This is a genomic window from Cucumibacter marinus DSM 18995 (assembly GCF_000429865.1).
GTDB classification, from domain to species: Bacteria; Pseudomonadota; Alphaproteobacteria; order Rhizobiales; family Devosiaceae; genus Cucumibacter; species Cucumibacter marinus.
On sequence record NZ_AUCR01000016.1, the window covers coordinates 19,300 to 33,325 of the forward strand.

12 protein-coding genes are annotated in these 14,026 nt (G+C 63.3%); 7 read left to right on the forward strand and 5 right to left on the reverse strand.

All coding sequences use genetic code 11. The features are described 5' to 3' along the window. The first annotated feature begins 27 nt into the window (after positions 1 to 27). The 6 genes from G489_RS0110090 to iolB are packed head-to-tail and all read left to right on the forward strand — an operon-like array spanning position 28 to position 7,361. The gene (locus G489_RS0110090) at positions 28 to 1,128 is read left to right on the forward strand and encodes an ABC transporter permease (RefSeq protein ID WP_029041451.1); all 1,101 of its coding nucleotides are present in this window, start codon (positions 28 to 30) and stop codon (positions 1,126 to 1,128) included. After that, on the forward strand, positions 1,125 to 1,910 hold the full coding sequence (locus G489_RS0110095; protein WP_029041452.1) for an ATP-binding cassette domain-containing protein: 786 nt from the start codon (positions 1,125 to 1,127) through the stop codon (positions 1,908 to 1,910). The genes G489_RS0110090 and G489_RS0110095 overlap by 4 nt, the downstream gene beginning before the upstream one ends. Then, positions 1,907 to 3,814 (forward strand): bifunctional 5-dehydro-2-deoxygluconokinase/5-dehydro-2-deoxyphosphogluconate aldolase, encoded by a 1,908-nt coding sequence (locus G489_RS0110100; RefSeq protein ID WP_029041453.1) that lies wholly within the window; start codon positions 1,907 to 1,909, stop codon positions 3,812 to 3,814. The genes G489_RS0110095 and G489_RS0110100 overlap by 4 nt, the downstream gene beginning before the upstream one ends. Beyond that, positions 3,811 to 5,643 carry a 3D-(3,5/4)-trihydroxycyclohexane-1,2-dione acylhydrolase (decyclizing) gene (gene iolD, locus G489_RS0110105; protein ID WP_029041454.1) on the forward strand — a complete coding sequence of 611 codons (1,833 nt, stop codon included), beginning with the start codon at positions 3,811 to 3,813 and terminating at the stop codon, positions 5,641 to 5,643. The genes G489_RS0110100 and iolD overlap by 4 nt, the downstream gene beginning before the upstream one ends. Beyond that, positions 5,644 to 6,555 (forward strand): myo-inosose-2 dehydratase, encoded by a 912-nt coding sequence (iolE, locus tag G489_RS0110110; RefSeq protein ID WP_029041455.1) that lies wholly within the window; start codon positions 5,644 to 5,646, stop codon positions 6,553 to 6,555. Further along, positions 6,552 to 7,361, forward strand: coding sequence for a 5-deoxy-glucuronate isomerase (gene iolB / locus G489_RS0110115; RefSeq protein ID WP_029041456.1), 810 nt, complete (start codon positions 6,552 to 6,554; stop codon positions 7,359 to 7,361). Before iolE ends, iolB begins: the two co-directional genes overlap by 4 nt. 33 nt (positions 7,362 to 7,394) lie before the next feature. Here the strand turns inward: iolB and G489_RS0110120 are convergent, their stop codons facing one another. Both G489_RS0110120 and G489_RS0110125 read right to left on the reverse strand, forming a co-directional pair. Next, positions 7,395 to 9,056, reverse strand: coding sequence for a Na/Pi cotransporter family protein (locus G489_RS0110120; protein WP_051332517.1), 1,662 nt, complete (start codon positions 9,054 to 9,056; stop codon positions 7,395 to 7,397). A 68-nt stretch (positions 9,057 to 9,124) separates the two neighbouring features. Next, the gene (locus G489_RS0110125) at positions 9,125 to 9,730 is read right to left on the reverse strand and encodes a dual specificity protein phosphatase family protein (protein WP_029041458.1); all 606 of its coding nucleotides are present in this window, start codon (positions 9,728 to 9,730) and stop codon (positions 9,125 to 9,127) included. Between the two features lie 280 nt (positions 9,731 to 10,010). Here G489_RS0110125 and G489_RS0110130 point away from each other — a divergent pair, with 280 nt between their 5' ends. Further along, complete coding sequence (locus tag G489_RS0110130) at positions 10,011 to 11,021, forward strand: LacI family DNA-binding transcriptional regulator (protein ID WP_029041459.1); 1,011 nt, start codon at positions 10,011 to 10,013, stop codon at positions 11,019 to 11,021. Between the two features lie 14 nt (positions 11,022 to 11,035). On the opposite strand, the gene G489_RS0110135 is transcribed toward G489_RS0110130, so the two are convergent. From G489_RS0110135 to G489_RS0110145, 3 genes are all read right to left on the reverse strand, one after another. Beyond that, positions 11,036 to 11,899 (reverse strand): inositol monophosphatase family protein, encoded by an 864-nt coding sequence (locus G489_RS0110135; RefSeq protein WP_029041460.1) that lies wholly within the window; start codon positions 11,897 to 11,899, stop codon positions 11,036 to 11,038. A 39-nt stretch (positions 11,900 to 11,938) separates the two neighbouring features. After that, on the reverse strand, positions 11,939 to 12,808 hold the full coding sequence (locus G489_RS0110140) for an inositol monophosphatase family protein (RefSeq protein ID WP_035872351.1): 870 nt from the start codon (positions 12,806 to 12,808) through the stop codon (positions 11,939 to 11,941). Positions 12,809 to 12,877: 69 nt separating this feature from the next. Next, positions 12,878 to 13,999 (reverse strand): ABC transporter substrate-binding protein, encoded by a 1,122-nt coding sequence (locus tag G489_RS0110145; protein WP_029041462.1) that lies wholly within the window; start codon positions 13,997 to 13,999, stop codon positions 12,878 to 12,880. Positions 14,000 to 14,026 lie beyond the last annotated feature (27 nt).

The window sequence follows — 14,026 nt, forward strand, 5'->3', positions numbered from 1 at the left end:
CATTTCAGGAATTCGGGGATTCCAACAGTGACAGACGAACGGCTTCGACAGGTCTCGCCCCTTCGGCGCGCCCTTGTCAGACCGGAATTGGGCGCGATTTGCGGCGCCATCCTGGTCTTCGTGTTTTTCTTCATGATCGCGGGCGACAGCGGGATGTTCGGTCCCGAGGGCGTTCAGAACTGGACCGTGGTGTCTGCGCAGTTCGCCATCATCGCCGTCGGCGCCTGCCTATTGATGATCGCGGGCGAATTCGATCTCTCGGTCGGATCGATGATCGGGTTTACCGGCATCGTGGTTGCCATCCTGTCGGTGCAATGGGGCGTGCCCACCTGGGCAGCGATCCTGATCGCCTTCGCCCTGTCCATGGCGATCGGCGCGCTCAACGGCATACTGGTCATCCGCACCGGGTTGCCATCCTTCATCGTGTCGCTGGCGTTCCTCTACATCCTGCGCGGGTTGACCATCTGGCTTTCGATCCTGACCACGCGCCAGACCATTATCGGCGGCGTGCGGGACGCCGCGGAAGGCGACTGGCTGGCCGCCCTGTTCGGCGGTGTCATTTTCAAGGGCTTTTTCCAGTGGCTCGGCGATATCGGGGTGATCGACACCTTTTCACGCGGCACACGTGCCGGGCAGCCGGTGGTGGAAGGCATACCGATGCTGGTCGTGTGGGCCATCGCGCTGATCATTTTCGGCCATATCCTTCTCACCCGCACAAAGTTCGGCAACTGGATCTTTGCCGCCGGCGGCGACGCGCAGGCCGCGCGCTATGTCGGGGTTCCGGTCAACCGGGTGAAGATCCTGATGTTCATGTTCACCGCGTTTTGCGCCTCGGTGTTCGCCATCTGCCAGGTCATGGAATTCGGTTCGGCGGCAGCAGATCGCGGCCTGCTCAAGGAGTTCGAGGCGATCATCTGCGTGGTCATCGGCGGTGCCTTGCTGACCGGGGGCTATGGCTCGGTGGTCGGTGCCGCGCTGGGCGCGCTGATCTTCGGCGTCGTGCAGCAGGGCCTGTTCTTTTCGGGCGCGGAGAGTTCCCTGTTCCGGGTATTCCTGGGGACCATTCTGATCATGGCGGTGATCCTCAACACCTATATCCGCCGGCTGATCACGGGAGAACGAGGATGACCGAGACACAGCCGATCATCGAGATGCGCGATATCGAGAAGCATTTCGGCCCCGTGATCGCATTGAATGGGGTGAGCTTCGACATCCGCGCGGGCGAATGCCACTGCCTTCTGGGCGACAATGGCGCAGGCAAATCCACCTTCATCAAGACGATGTCGGGCGTGCACAAGCCGAATGCCGGCGAGATCCTGTTCGAGGGCAAGCCGCTGAAATTCGACAGTCCGCGCGACGCCATGGAAGCGGGGATCGCCACGGTCTATCAGGACCTTGCGATGATCCCGCTTATGAGCGTGACCCGGAACTTCTGGATGGGGCGCGAACCCGAATTCCGCTTCGGGCCGCTGCGCTTCATCGACTTCAAGAAGGCCAATCGCATCACCATGGAGGAAATGCAGCGCATGGGTATTCACCTGCGCGAGCCTGAACAGGCGGTCGGGACCCTGTCGGGCGGTGAGCGGCAGACCGTCGCCATCGCCCGGGCAGTTCATTTCGGCGCCAAGGTGCTGATCCTCGACGAACCGACCTCCGCACTCGGTGTGCGCCAGACCTCCAACGTTTTGGCGACCATCGACCGGGTGCGCAAGGAAGGCATCGGGGTGGTTTTCATCACCCATAATGTGCGCCATGCGCATGCGGTGGGCGACCGTTTCACCGTACTCAATCGCGGCAAGACGCTGGGCACGGCGGCGCGCGGCGAAATCTCGGCCGAGGAGTTGCAGGACATGATGGCCGGCGGACAGGAACTGGCGGAACTGGAAGGCTCGCTCGGGGGAACTGTATGACGGCAGTCGATGTCATCACCATCGGCCGATCCTCGGTTGATCTTTATGGCGGCCAGGTTGGCGGCCGGCTCGAGGATATGCGTTCCTTCGACAAATATGTCGGTGGCTCGCCCACCAACATGGCGGCAGGCGCGGCGCGGCTTGGCCTGAAATCGGCGCTGATCACCCGGGTGGGCGATGAGCATATGGGCCGGTTCCTGCGCGAAGAACTGGATCGCGAAGGCGTCGACACAAGGGGGATCGTTGTCGACCCCGAACGCCTTACGGCCCTGGTGATCCTCGGCATCCGGGATCAAGAACAGTTTCCGCTCATCTTTTATCGCGACAATTGCGCGGACATGGCGCTGTGCGAGGACGATATCGACCCGGCCTTCGTTGGTGAAGCGCGGTCGGTGGTTGCCACCGGCACACATCTGTCGCATCCGCGCACCGAAGCCGCGGTGCTGAAGGCGATCGGGCTTGCCCGGGCCAATGGCGCGCGGACCGCGCTCGATATCGACTATCGGCCCAATCTCTGGGGGCTCGCCGGGCATGGCGCCGGCGAAGAAAGGTTCATCGCCAGTGCTGATGTGACGGCCAAACTGCAGGCACATCTTGGCCTGTTCGACCTGATTGTCGGCACCGAGGAAGAGTTCCATATCGCCGGCGGCAGCACCGACACCATCGAGGCGCTGCGCGCGGTCAGGGCGGTCTCCGACGCCACACTGGTGTGCAAGCGCGGCCCGATGGGGGCTTCCGCCTTCACCGGCGCCATTCCGGACAATCTCGATGACGGTGAGGCCGGCAAAGCCTTTGCCATCGAGGTGTTCAACGTTCTGGGTGCGGGCGACGGTTTCATGGCCGGACTGCTGAAAGGCTGGCTCGACGACGAGGACTGGCCGACCACCCTCACCTATGCCAATGCCTGCGGCGCCATGGCCGTCAGCCGGCATGGCTGCACCCCCTCCTATCCGAGCTGGACCGAATTGCAGTTTTTCCTCGAGCGCGGGGTCAAGACCCCGGCGCTGAGGCACGACCAGGCGCTCGAGCAGATGCACTGGTCAACCAACCGGCGCGGTGAATGGCCCGAAATGCGCGTGTTCGCTTTCGATCATCGTGCACAGATCGAGGCCATGGAAGGGGCGACACCCGAACGCGCCAGCCGGTTTAAGACGCTTTGTCTCGCAGCCGCCAACAAGGTTGCCGGCGGCAGGCACGGCTATGGCATACTGAGCGACGGGCGCATTGGCCGGGACGCGCTCTATGCGGCGGCCGATTCCGATCTGTGGATCGGACGTCCGGTCGAATGGCCGGCATCCCGCCCATTGGCCCTGGAGCCCGAGATCGGCGCCGATTTCGGCGGGCTGGCGAACTGGCCCGCCAATCATGTGGTCAAGGTCTTGTGCTTCTACCATCCCGATGACGATGCGGCGATGAAACAAGCGCAGGAGGACACCCTCACCCGGCTGTTTGCCGCCTGCCGGCGCAACCGGCTGGAAATGCTGCTTGAGATCATTCCGTCCAAGGTCGGGCCGACCGATGACGGCACTGCGGCGCAGGTCATCGAACGCATTTATGCGATCGGGATCTATCCGGATTGGTGGAAACTCGAGCCGCTGACCACCACCGCCGCGTGGCAAAATGTGGTCGACACCATTGAGCGGCATGACCGGCACACCCGCGGCATCGTGGTCCTGGGGCTCGAGGCGAGCGAAGATGCGCTGGCCCAAAGCTTCGAGATCGCCGCCGGTCATGATCTGGTCAAGGGATTTGCCGTGGGCCGAACCATCTTCGCCGATACCGCACGAGCCTGGTTCAAAGGGGAGTTGACCGAGGACGACGCCATTGATGCGATGGCGGATCGCTATAACCGGTTGTGCCTTGTCTGGGACAAGGCCCGGCAACGCGCGGGGAGCTCAAAATGACCACCATCCGCTTGACAGCAGCCCAGGCGCTTGTTCGCTATCTCGGCGCCCAGCTCAATGAAGATGGCGAGCCCTTCATCGCCGGGGTCTGGGCCATATTCGGCCATGGCAATGTCGCCGGAATGGGCGAAGCGCTGCACGCGGTGCGCGACACGCTGCCGACCTATCGCGGACACAATGAACAGGGCATGGCCCATGCCGCCATTGCCTATGCCAAGCAACTGCGCCGGCGACGCGCCATGGCGGTCACCTCCTCTATCGGCCCGGGCGCGACCAATATGGTAACGGCTGCAGCGCTGGCGCATGTCAACCGCCTGCCGGTGCTGTTCCTGCCCGGAGATGTGTTCGCCAATCGCGGCCCGGACCCGGTGTTGCAGCAAATCGAGGATTTCGGCGACGGTACCGTCTCGGCGAATGACTGCTTCAGGCCGGTCAGCCGGTATTTCGACCGCATTACGCGTCCCGAGCAATTGTTGACCGCCCTGCCCCGGGCGTTTGCGACGATGACCGATCCTGCCGATTGCGGGCCGGTGACACTTGGTCTGTGCCAGGACGTGCAGGCAGAAGCCTTTGACTGGCCGGAGAGCTTCTTTTCGCCGCGCATCTGGCACCAGCGCAGACAGCCTGCGGATGCGCGTGAGCGGGACGCCGTTTGCGAGTCCCTGCTGGCTGCGAAATCGCCTGTCGTGATCGCCGGTGGCGGCGTGCATTATTCCGGCGCGACCCAGGCCCTCCGGCAATTTGTCGAGGCCAACGATCTGCCGGTCGTCGAAACCCAGGCCGGCAAATCGGCGCTGACCTGGGACCATCCGCTCAATTTCGGGCCGGTCGGGGTCACCGGCGCCAGCAGTGCCAACGCCCTTTGCGAAAAGGCCGATCTGATCCTTGGCGTGGGCACCCGCTTCCAGGATTTTACGACCGGGAGCTGGGGCCTGTTCCAGAACCCGGATCGCACCTTGATCAGCCTCAATGTCGCTGCCCAGGATGCGGTCAAACACGGGGCCATGCCGCTCAGCGGCGATGCGAAACTCGAGCTCGAGACGCTCACTGAAGCGTTGGCCGATCGGGGCGGCATCACCGCGCAGGCACCGGACCCGAACCTCAAGACGGCCTGGTTTGCCGCCGTCGATCCGCTGACAGAGCCGCCGCAGGACACCAATACCCTGCCGACCGATCAGCAGGTGATCGGCGCTGTCCAGCGCGCGGCCGGGCCCGACACCGTGGTGATGTGTGCCGCGGGCACCATGCCCGGCGAATTGCACAAGCTCTGGAAGGCCGATCGACCGGGCTCCTACCACATGGAATACGGTTATTCCTGCATGGGGTATGAGATCGCCGGCGCCCTCGGGATCAAGATGGCTGAGCCTGACCGTGACGTCGTGTGCATGGTCGGTGATGGCAGCTATCTGATGCTCAATTCAGAGCTCGCCTCGGCCGCCATGCTGGGCGTGCCCTTCACCGTGGTGATCACGGACAACCGGGGTTATGGCTGCATCAATCGGCTGCAAATGTCGACCGGCGGCGCGGAGTTCAACAATCTCCTCGACCACAGCCGTCACGAACATGACCTGCGGGTCGACTTTGCCGCCCATGCCGCGGCGCTGGGCGCTGAGGCCCAAAAGGTCGACGGCATTGGCGGGCTCGAAGCGGCGCTGGCAGCGCCTGCACCCTCGGATCGACCGCGCGTGATCGTTATCGACACCGACCCCTATCCCACAACCGAGGCCGGCGGCCATTTCTGGGATGTCGCCGTTCCTGAAACCTCCGACCGGCCCGAAGTCCGCAACGCTCGGGCCGCCTATGAACAAGAAATCCGCAAGAGAAGCTGAATGATCCGATACGGCACCAATCCCATCGCATGGTCGAATGACGACGATCACTCGATCGGCGCCCATATCAGCCTCGAAGAATGTCTCGATGATACCGCCCGGATCGGGTTTGACGGGATCGAGAAAGGCCACAAGCTGCCCACGACCAAGGAAGGCATCGAGCGCGAGCTCGGTGGCCGCGGCCTCGCCTACATTTCCGGCTGGCATTCACTCAATCTTCTGATCAACACCGTCGAGGAAGAAAAGGCCGCCATGCAGCCCTTTCTCGATCTGCTGAACTCTGTCGGCAGCTCGGTCATCATCACCTGTGAAACGTCTAACGCCATTCACGGCGACGACAGCGTACCCATCAACCGCAAGCCGGTGATGGACGAGGCGCAGTGGCGGCGGTTTACCGACGGCGTGGAGGCCTTGGCCGACTTCGCCGCAGAACAGGGCATCACCCTCGCCTATCACCACCACATGGGCACGGTGATCGAAACGCCCGAGGAGATCGACCGCTTCATGGCCGAAACCGGCCCCGCGACCACCCTCCTGTTCGATACGGGGCATTGCTATTTCGGCGGTGGCGACCCCGGGGCGGTCGGTGCCCGGCACATGAGCCGGGTCTCGCATCTGCATGCCAAAAACATCCGTCCTGACATCATGCGCACCGTCCGCGAGGACGATCTGTCCTTTCTCGAGGGTGTTCGGCGCGGCGTGTTTACCGTGCCCGGCGATCCGGAAGGCTGCGTGGATTTCGAACCGGTTCTGCAAGCCGCAGCCGATGCCGGCTATGAAGGCTGGCTGGTGATCGAGGCGGAACAAGATCCCGTGCAGCGCGATCCGGTCACCTATCAATCGATGGGCCTCAAGGCTCTCAAGGCGCTGGCCACGAAGACCGGCCTCGACACCAAAGGAGCCAGGACATGAGCAAATTGCTGCGAAAACCGGAAGGCACAAGCGGACAGGTCCACCACGTCACGCCCGAAAACGCCGAATGGGGTTATGTCGGCTTCGATCTTCACAGACTGGCGCCCGGCGACCGCGTTGCGGCCGAGACCGGCGATCGCGAAGCGATCCTGGTGCTTGTGGAAGGCAAGGCAGAGATCTCGGCTTCGGGTGAAGCGTTTGGCGAACTGGGCGATCGCATGGATGTGTTCGAGCGCAAACCGCCGCATGCGGTCTATGTCCCTTCGGGCGCGGACTGGACGGCAATCGCCACGACCCCTTGCACGCTCGCCGTATGCACGGCACCCGGCACGGGCGGTCACAAAGCCCAAGTGATCGGCCCTGAAGGCGTGGCACTCACCCCGCGCGGCAAGGGGGCCAACACAAGGCATGTGCACGCAATCGCCATGGAAGAACGCGACATCGCCGACAGCTTGCTGGTGACCGAGGTCTATACCCCGCAGGGCAACTGGTCCTCCTACCCACCGCATCGTCATGACGAGGACAATTATCCCGAGATGACCTATCTCGAGGAGACTTATTATCACCGGCTCAACCCGGCACAGGGTTTCGGATTTCAGCGGGTCTTCACCGAAGACGGCGCGCTCGATGAAACCATGGCGGTGAGCGACCATGACGTGGTCCTGGTGCCCAAGGGCCATCACCCCTGCGGCGCGCCCTATGGCTATGAGATGTATTATCTCAATGTGATGGCCGGACCGCTGCGCAAATGGCGGTTCCAGAACCACCCGGACCACGACTGGATCTTCCGCCGCGACGCCGATTGACGGCGTCGCGCCTGCCAGGCTTTTTGAGATCCATCAGGCCCGCTGAGGTCCCTGGGTTCCTTGAGAACGCGTGGATTTCTTCGGGTTCTTGGCGGTTTTTGACGATGAGCGAAGCCGGGATTCCCGCAGCGCCCCGAGGTCATCAAGGATTGGATAGGCCACCGAGATCAAGTGCGCGTTGACCCGTTTGAGGTCGCGTAGAATATCGAGATGCAGCCCTGAGGTCTCGACGGCCTCGGTCCTCAGGTGCCGGAGCCGGTCGAGATGGCCGGCGGCGGATTCGGCTTCCATGCGGCGGATGTCAACCTTGGCGTCCGCCAGTTGCCGGGCAAGCTCGGCGTCGCGGGAAAGGAAGACGCTTTGCGCCAGCTGCAGAACCTCGAAGGTCTTTTCGTAAAGCGCTTCGATCTCGGCCATCCCTTCTTCGGAGAAGAGAAGTTGCCGGCGCGCCTTCTTGGTCACCAGATCCGAGAGGCCATTGTCGATGATGTCGCCGACATGCTCGAGATTGATGGCGTAGGACATGATCTCGGTCGACCAGCGGGTATCGTCAGCATCGAGTTCCTCGCGGCCCAGCCGGGAGAGATAGGATTTGATGGCGCTGTGCAGCGTGTCGATCTCGTCTTCGACGCGGCCAAGGCTTTCACCGGCTGCCGGGTCGGGATGACGCAGGGCGGCGAGGCTTTCCTCCAGCATGGTCCGGACCAGATCCCCAAGACGCAGGGTCTCACGGGCGGCTGCGGACAGGGCGATCGCCGGCGAAGACAATGCCGCATCTTCGAGATAGCGAGGGCCGACGGCATCGCTTGCCGGATCTGCCGGAACGATGGCGGCACCGAGCCGCACGAGCGGCGACAGGAGCGGGAGAAACACCAGCGCCAACACGAGGCTGAAGCCGAAATGGGTGGCCAGAACGAGGCCGGTGACATCGAGCCCGAGCGCCATGAGCGGCCCAGCCAGGTAGGGCGCGGCGAAGGTCAGGACCACCGCCCCGAAAGCGCGGACCAGCAAATTGCACATGGCCACGCGGCGCGCGACGGCGCCTTCGCCCGAAACGGCCAGAAAAGGCGGTATGGCGCCACCGAGATTGGCGCCGGCGACGAGGACCATTGCCAGCGCCGGGGTGACAACGCCAGCAGCGGCCAGAAGAACAACAAGCAGGACGACTACAAGGCTCGAAGCGCTGAGAAAGGCCAGCCCTGCACCCAGAATCAAGCCCAGAATGGGTGCAGAATCGAGGCTGCCGAGGACTTGCCCGAGCAACGGTGAGGCTTGGAGCGGCTCTGTCGCCTGCCCCATCAGTTCGAGCGCCAGTAGCATCAACCCGAGCCCGAGGATCGCCCGGGCGACACCCTTGGAGGTGGCGCGGCGGCCGCGCATGTGAATCCCCACCCCGATGGCAATCAGTGCAGGCGACAGCCAACCCAGTCCTGCGGACAGAATGATCGCGACGAGGCTGGTGCCGAGATTGGCGCCCAGCATGACGGCCTGGGCCATGCTGGCCGAAAGCAGTTCCCGCCCCGCGAAAGAGGCGGTTATGACTGCGGTGGCCGTACTGCTCTGGACAAGCAGGGTCGCACCGAAGCCGGCGGCAAGCGCCAACAACCGGTTGGACGTGCTGCGCGCAATCCACTGGCGCAGGGAGGCGCCGAAGGCACGCAGCATCCCGGTCTTGATCATCCGCAGGCCCCACATCAACAGAGCCGCGGCACCGATCAGATTCACTAAGGTCAGGGTCGCTTCGATGGTGACCTCCGTCGGCTTCAGGACGCGCTGTTGAGCCGCTGGATCGCTTCGGCGGCGCGACGCGCAGCATTGATCAACACCGGCTTGGGCGTTTCGAACCACTCGTCTTCATGCAGTTCGCGCCGGACGCGGACATGATCGATGGCCGCTTCGAGGGTGGGGAAGCGATCACGATGCGCCACGTGGAGGTAGAGCGCGACCAGGGCCACCGACCGGCTCCGCCCGCCTCTACAATGCACGAGGATATTGCCGCGTTCCCGCATGGGATAAGACGGCTTGTCCGGCATGGTCTGGTGAATGGCCCCATCGAGGATGTAATAGCCAGCCAGCATCATGGTTTCGGGGTTTCCGTCCCCGTCGATCATGCCGATCTTGTAGCTGCGCACCGGCGCGTGTCCGGCGGCGCATTTCTCGCCCTCGGCGGGCAGAAGCGCTTCACCGACATAATTGATGTCGAGATTGACCGCGCAATTCACCACCGTGGTGATGCCCAGCTCGCGCAGCAATGCCAGATCGCGCGCGCCCTCCGCGCCGCCGATATAAAGGGTCGCACCGTCCTTGCCGATCGGTTTGGCGATTTCGCTGATAGCCGGACGGTCATGGACCGGGGCAACCTTTGTCATGAACTGAACTCCATTATCGGGTTTGGTCGATCATAGCATGTCGATATCAATTTTTGCACAGCTGTGCATTTGATTCTCTGGTATCAACGCCTGAATTCCGGATACTCTCGCCTGAGAGTAGGTCCGGACGGCACCTGTTTTGCACAGCTGATTGCACGATTGCAGGCAAAGCGGTATATGCATGCGAACACTCTGGGTATTAACGTGAAATGATGAGCACAGCCGTGCAACTTCCTGAACGGGCCCCTGCTTTCATCATTCGACGCAAGGACCGGCGGCCTTGAGCGAAAACACCAGGAAATCCTATGTCAGCGCGCAGCAGGTGGCCGATCTTGCCGGCGTTTCGCGCTCGGCCGTGTCCCGCACCTTCACCGATGGTGCGTCGGTTTCCAAATCCACCCGCACCAAGGTTCTCGCTGCCGCCGAGGCGCTGGGCTACCACGTCAATCATCTGGCGCGCGGCCTGATCCGGGAGCGCAGCAATATCGTCTGCCTGATCGCCGCCGACATCAACACGCCCTACCAGTCCAGGTTCATCGAAACCCTCACCCGCAGATTGCAAGCGGCGGACAAGGTCGCCATGCTGATCAACACGACGGGGGACACCGGCGTGGAGCCTGCCTTGCGGCAGACCCTGCATTACCGGGCCGACGCCTCGATCGTGTTGTCCGGCCAGCCGGCGGTGAGCCTGATCGACACCTGCCTGCATAACGGGCAGCGGGTGATCGTCGTCAATCGCGACGATGATATCGAAGGGCCGCAATCCGTTTCGGTTTCGAATACCGGCGCAGCGCGAAACGCGCTCCACATGCTCAAGCGCGCGGGGTGCAAACGCATGGCCATCGTTTCCTCGCGGGTCGGCACGGCCAGCCTTGTTGCCCGCGAAACCGCCTTTGCAGAGGCGGCGAGAGAGGAAGGCCTGCCGGTCGATGCGGTGCATATCGGGGCGACGTCCTATGCCTCGGGTGCGGAAGCGGCACGCCAGCTCCTGAGCCGGGCGGAGCGCCCCGACGGCGCCTTCTGCGTCACCGATCTTCTGGCTTGCGGCTTCATGGATGTCGCGCGCCACGAATTCGGGCTGCGTATCCCGGAAGAATTGTGCGTGGTCGGCTTCGACGACATCGAACAGGCCGGCTGGTCGGCCTATGAGCTGACAACCTTCCGCCAGCCGATCGACGACATCACCGCCCATATCATCGCGCTGGTCACCCAGGGGCCCGAGGAGCCGCCGGCGCCGCCGGCGAGCTTTGAAGCGCAACCGGTGTGGCGCCGATCTGTAAGGCCACGCTAGGGCCCGGCGCTTCATTACGACCGCCCTCCCGCCCGGATGGCTGAGGCGCCTGCCTCCTTTTCGAGCGCAATTCCGGTGGCCTTGCTCACCAGTTGCGCCACGATCGGGCTGGCCGCGAGAACCGCGCCGCCTTCAATCATCCCCTCGCCGGTGGGAAAGGGGGCGATGACGCCCCCCGCTTCCTTGACCAGCAGCAGGCCGGCCAGGCAATCCCAGGCATGCATGTGCAGCTCCGCATAGGCGTCCGACCGCCCGTCCGCCACATAGGCGAGGCCCATGGCGCCGGATGCACCGCGCCGCACGCTGACACCGGCCCTGATCAAGGCGCTCAGCGCGGTGAGATAGGTCTCGAGCGGCAGCCGCGTCGACCAGCCAAGTTCAACACTTGCAGCAGAAACGCTGCGCTGGCTCGACACCCGGATCGGGATACCGTTCCTGGTTGCACCGGCACCGCGCTGCGCCTCGAACAACTCCTTGGTGGCCGGATTGTAGATCGCACCGAGAACCGTCTCGCCATTGGCGACGAAGGCCACCGAGATGCAGTAGTGCGGAATCTGGCGCGCGAAATTGGCCGTGCCGTCAATCGGGTCGACAACCCATGCCAGCCCCTTCACCGAGCCACCGGTCTCTTCACCGAGGAAATCGTGCTCTGGGAACGCCTCATGAATGCGGCTGCGAATGAAATCCTCCACGGCCTGATCGGTTTCGGTGAGGATGTCCTGCGGCCCCTTCAGATTGTAGGCGATGCCGCGGGGTTCTTCGAAGGCCCGTTGCGCCAGGGCCCCCGCCTCGCGCATCGTCTCGGCGCAGAACCGTGCCAGGTGCTGCAGTTCCTTTTCAGACGGCGTAGCGGCGGCAGACAGGGTGGAAACGGACATAAGGTTCTCTTCAAGGGCAGTTGGATTGGATGAAAGACATCAATTGGCTGGCGCAGGTTCGGCTTGCGCGCGCCGGTGGCGGGCGATGTCGCCCGCAACCTGGTTCAGGAGCGGATAGTCAACGCCCCTGCCCGTCGCGACATAGCCAGGGCAGTCGAGCACGCCGGCCTTGCCTTCGGCATCAAACGCAAAGCTCTGGAACCGCCCGCCGGCGCGCTCAAGCAGCGGCAGCGCCGCAGCGACATCCCAGGCGTGCACGCTGAACCCGGCAGCGGCATCGGCCCAGCCGGCGGCGACATGTGCGATGCTGAGCGCTGCGCTGCCAGGGCGCCTGACGGTTGCGAAGGCTTCGACCAGCGCGCCAAAGCGTTCGAGCGCCGGGCCCTTGCCATCACGCCGCAAGTCGGCGGCGCTGGGATAACCGAAAATCAGCACCGCCTCTTCGGTCCGCGGTGCGGCCTCGGCGATAATGGGTTTGTCGTTGAGATAGCTGGCCGTGCTGTCGACGCTGAACAGGTGGTTGGCGACCGGATCATAGATCGCGCCGGCCACCGGTTGACCGTTGACAGCCGCTCCGATGGAAGTGCACCAGAACGCCAGGCCACGGGCGAAATTGGCGGTGCCATCGATCGGATCGATATACCAGGTCACTTCCCCGTCCCCGCTGCGACCGAATTCCTCGCCAACCACGGAACTGCCTGGTGCAGCCCGGGACAGAAAATCGCGCAGAACCCGTTCGGAGGCCCGGTCATGCTCGGTGACGAGGTCATGACGGTCCGCCTTCATTTCGATCGACATGGTCTGGCGAAAAGCGTCGGCCAGGCCCGGTCCGACCTGCCGCACCGCGTCGACGGCAATCTGGCGCAACTCGGCGTGCATATTCCGGGATTGAGCGTTTTCAAGGGGCATTGATGCGACCCAAATCTGAGAATTGGAGGGGTAGGGCCGACCCCGAAGGGCCGACCCCGGAGGGAACTCTTAGCGGCTGTAGTGAACCCGCCAGAAATCCTGCCAGTCCTGACGGGAATCGAAATCGTCCATGCCCGTCGAGGCATCATTCGGGGTCAGGCGATCGGCAACCGCGCCTACACCCGAGGCTTCGTCGGGATGCGGCGGCACCGCATTGTTACCGGAGATCTTGCCGTCCACGGTCATGGGCTCGATGCCCTCTTCGGTCATCATGAAGTGAGCGAAGAGCTTGGCCGCGTTGGGGCTGTCGGTCTTGGCCGAAATCAACGCATAGGCCGGGTTGGCAAGCCCCACAAAGGGTTCGATCCCTTCGCAGATTTCCATGGTGAGACCACCGTCGACGACGTCACGGTATTTGGCGGAAGACAGAATGCCCATGAAAGGGTCTTCCTGATCCGGCGCACCGACCGCATCGGCCACGGCGGAATCCGAATCCGTCAGCAGCGGCTGGTTTTCGGCCAGGGCCTGAACCCAGGACGCGGTTGCGGACTGCTCGGAGGTGTCGAGCGGCTCACCGGCAAAGGCCTCATAGGCGGCCGCCATCTTGTCGTCCCAATGGGTTTCGAGCTGATTGAACCAGTCGGCAATGGCGGGCTTGTTCAGCGGGTCGGGCATGGCGACCTTGCGGTGCCAGTCTTCTCCGGTGAGCGCCCACATATTGTCCACGGGGCATTCGTCATAGACGCTGTTGTTGAAGCTCCACACCGCGGGATCGCGGTAGACAACAAGGGGATCCTGGGAGTCGGCGGGAATGGTATCGGCCAGATCGGGCGGCAGCCAGCTGGTGACCATGCCTTCGGGGATGATCTGCGCCAGTGTGGCGGCGGCATCGCTCGAAACGATCAGGTCGCCCACGATATTGCCGGATTGATACTCGCGGATCATCAGTTCGGCCTGCGCCGAGCTCGAGACCTTGGTACCGGTTGCCTCGATCCCGTATTTCGCGGTGAAGGCTTCAGCCACTGTCTGGATCTTGCCGGTGCTGGCATAAACGGTGATCGGCGCTTCGGCCTTGGCGGCCTCGATCAAGGCATCGAGATCGAAATCCTGAGCCATGGCGCCGGTCGGCAAGGCGATCAGCATTGCGCCGAGACCGACTGCACCCAATGTGCGGGACAGGTTTAACGTCATAAGGTTCTCCTCCCTCGGGTTTGACGT

What these genes read in the sequence shown, in the direction of transcription:
- G489_RS0110095 (WP_029041452.1), top strand. Translation starts at nt 1,125, where the DNA reads ATGACCGAGACACAGCCGATCATCGAGATGCGCGATATCGAGAAGCAT.
- G489_RS0110100 (WP_029041453.1), top strand. Translation starts at nt 1,907, where the DNA reads ATGACGGCAGTCGATGTCATCACCATCGGCCGATCCTCGGTTGATCTT.
- iolD (WP_029041454.1), top strand. Translation starts at nt 3,811, where the DNA reads ATGACCACCATCCGCTTGACAGCAGCCCAGGCGCTTGTTCGCTATCTC.
- iolE (WP_029041455.1), top strand. Translation starts at nt 5,644, where the DNA reads ATGATCCGATACGGCACCAATCCCATCGCATGGTCGAATGACGACGAT.
- iolB (WP_029041456.1), top strand. Translation starts at nt 6,552, where the DNA reads ATGAGCAAATTGCTGCGAAAACCGGAAGGCACAAGCGGACAGGTCCAC.
- G489_RS0110120 (WP_051332517.1), bottom strand. Translation starts at nt 9,056, where the DNA reads ATGTGGGGCCTGCGGATGATCAAGACCGGGATGCTGCGTGCCTTCGGC.
- G489_RS0110125 (WP_029041458.1), bottom strand. Translation starts at nt 9,730, where the DNA reads ATGACAAAGGTTGCCCCGGTCCATGACCGTCCGGCTATCAGCGAAATC.
- G489_RS0110135 (WP_029041460.1), bottom strand. Translation starts at nt 11,899, where the DNA reads ATGTCCGTTTCCACCCTGTCTGCCGCCGCTACGCCGTCTGAAAAGGAA.
- G489_RS0110140 (WP_035872351.1), bottom strand. Translation starts at nt 12,808, where the DNA reads ATGCCCCTTGAAAACGCTCAATCCCGGAATATGCACGCCGAGTTGCGC.
- G489_RS0110145 (WP_029041462.1), bottom strand. Translation starts at nt 13,999, where the DNA reads ATGACGTTAAACCTGTCCCGCACATTGGGTGCAGTCGGTCTCGGCGCA.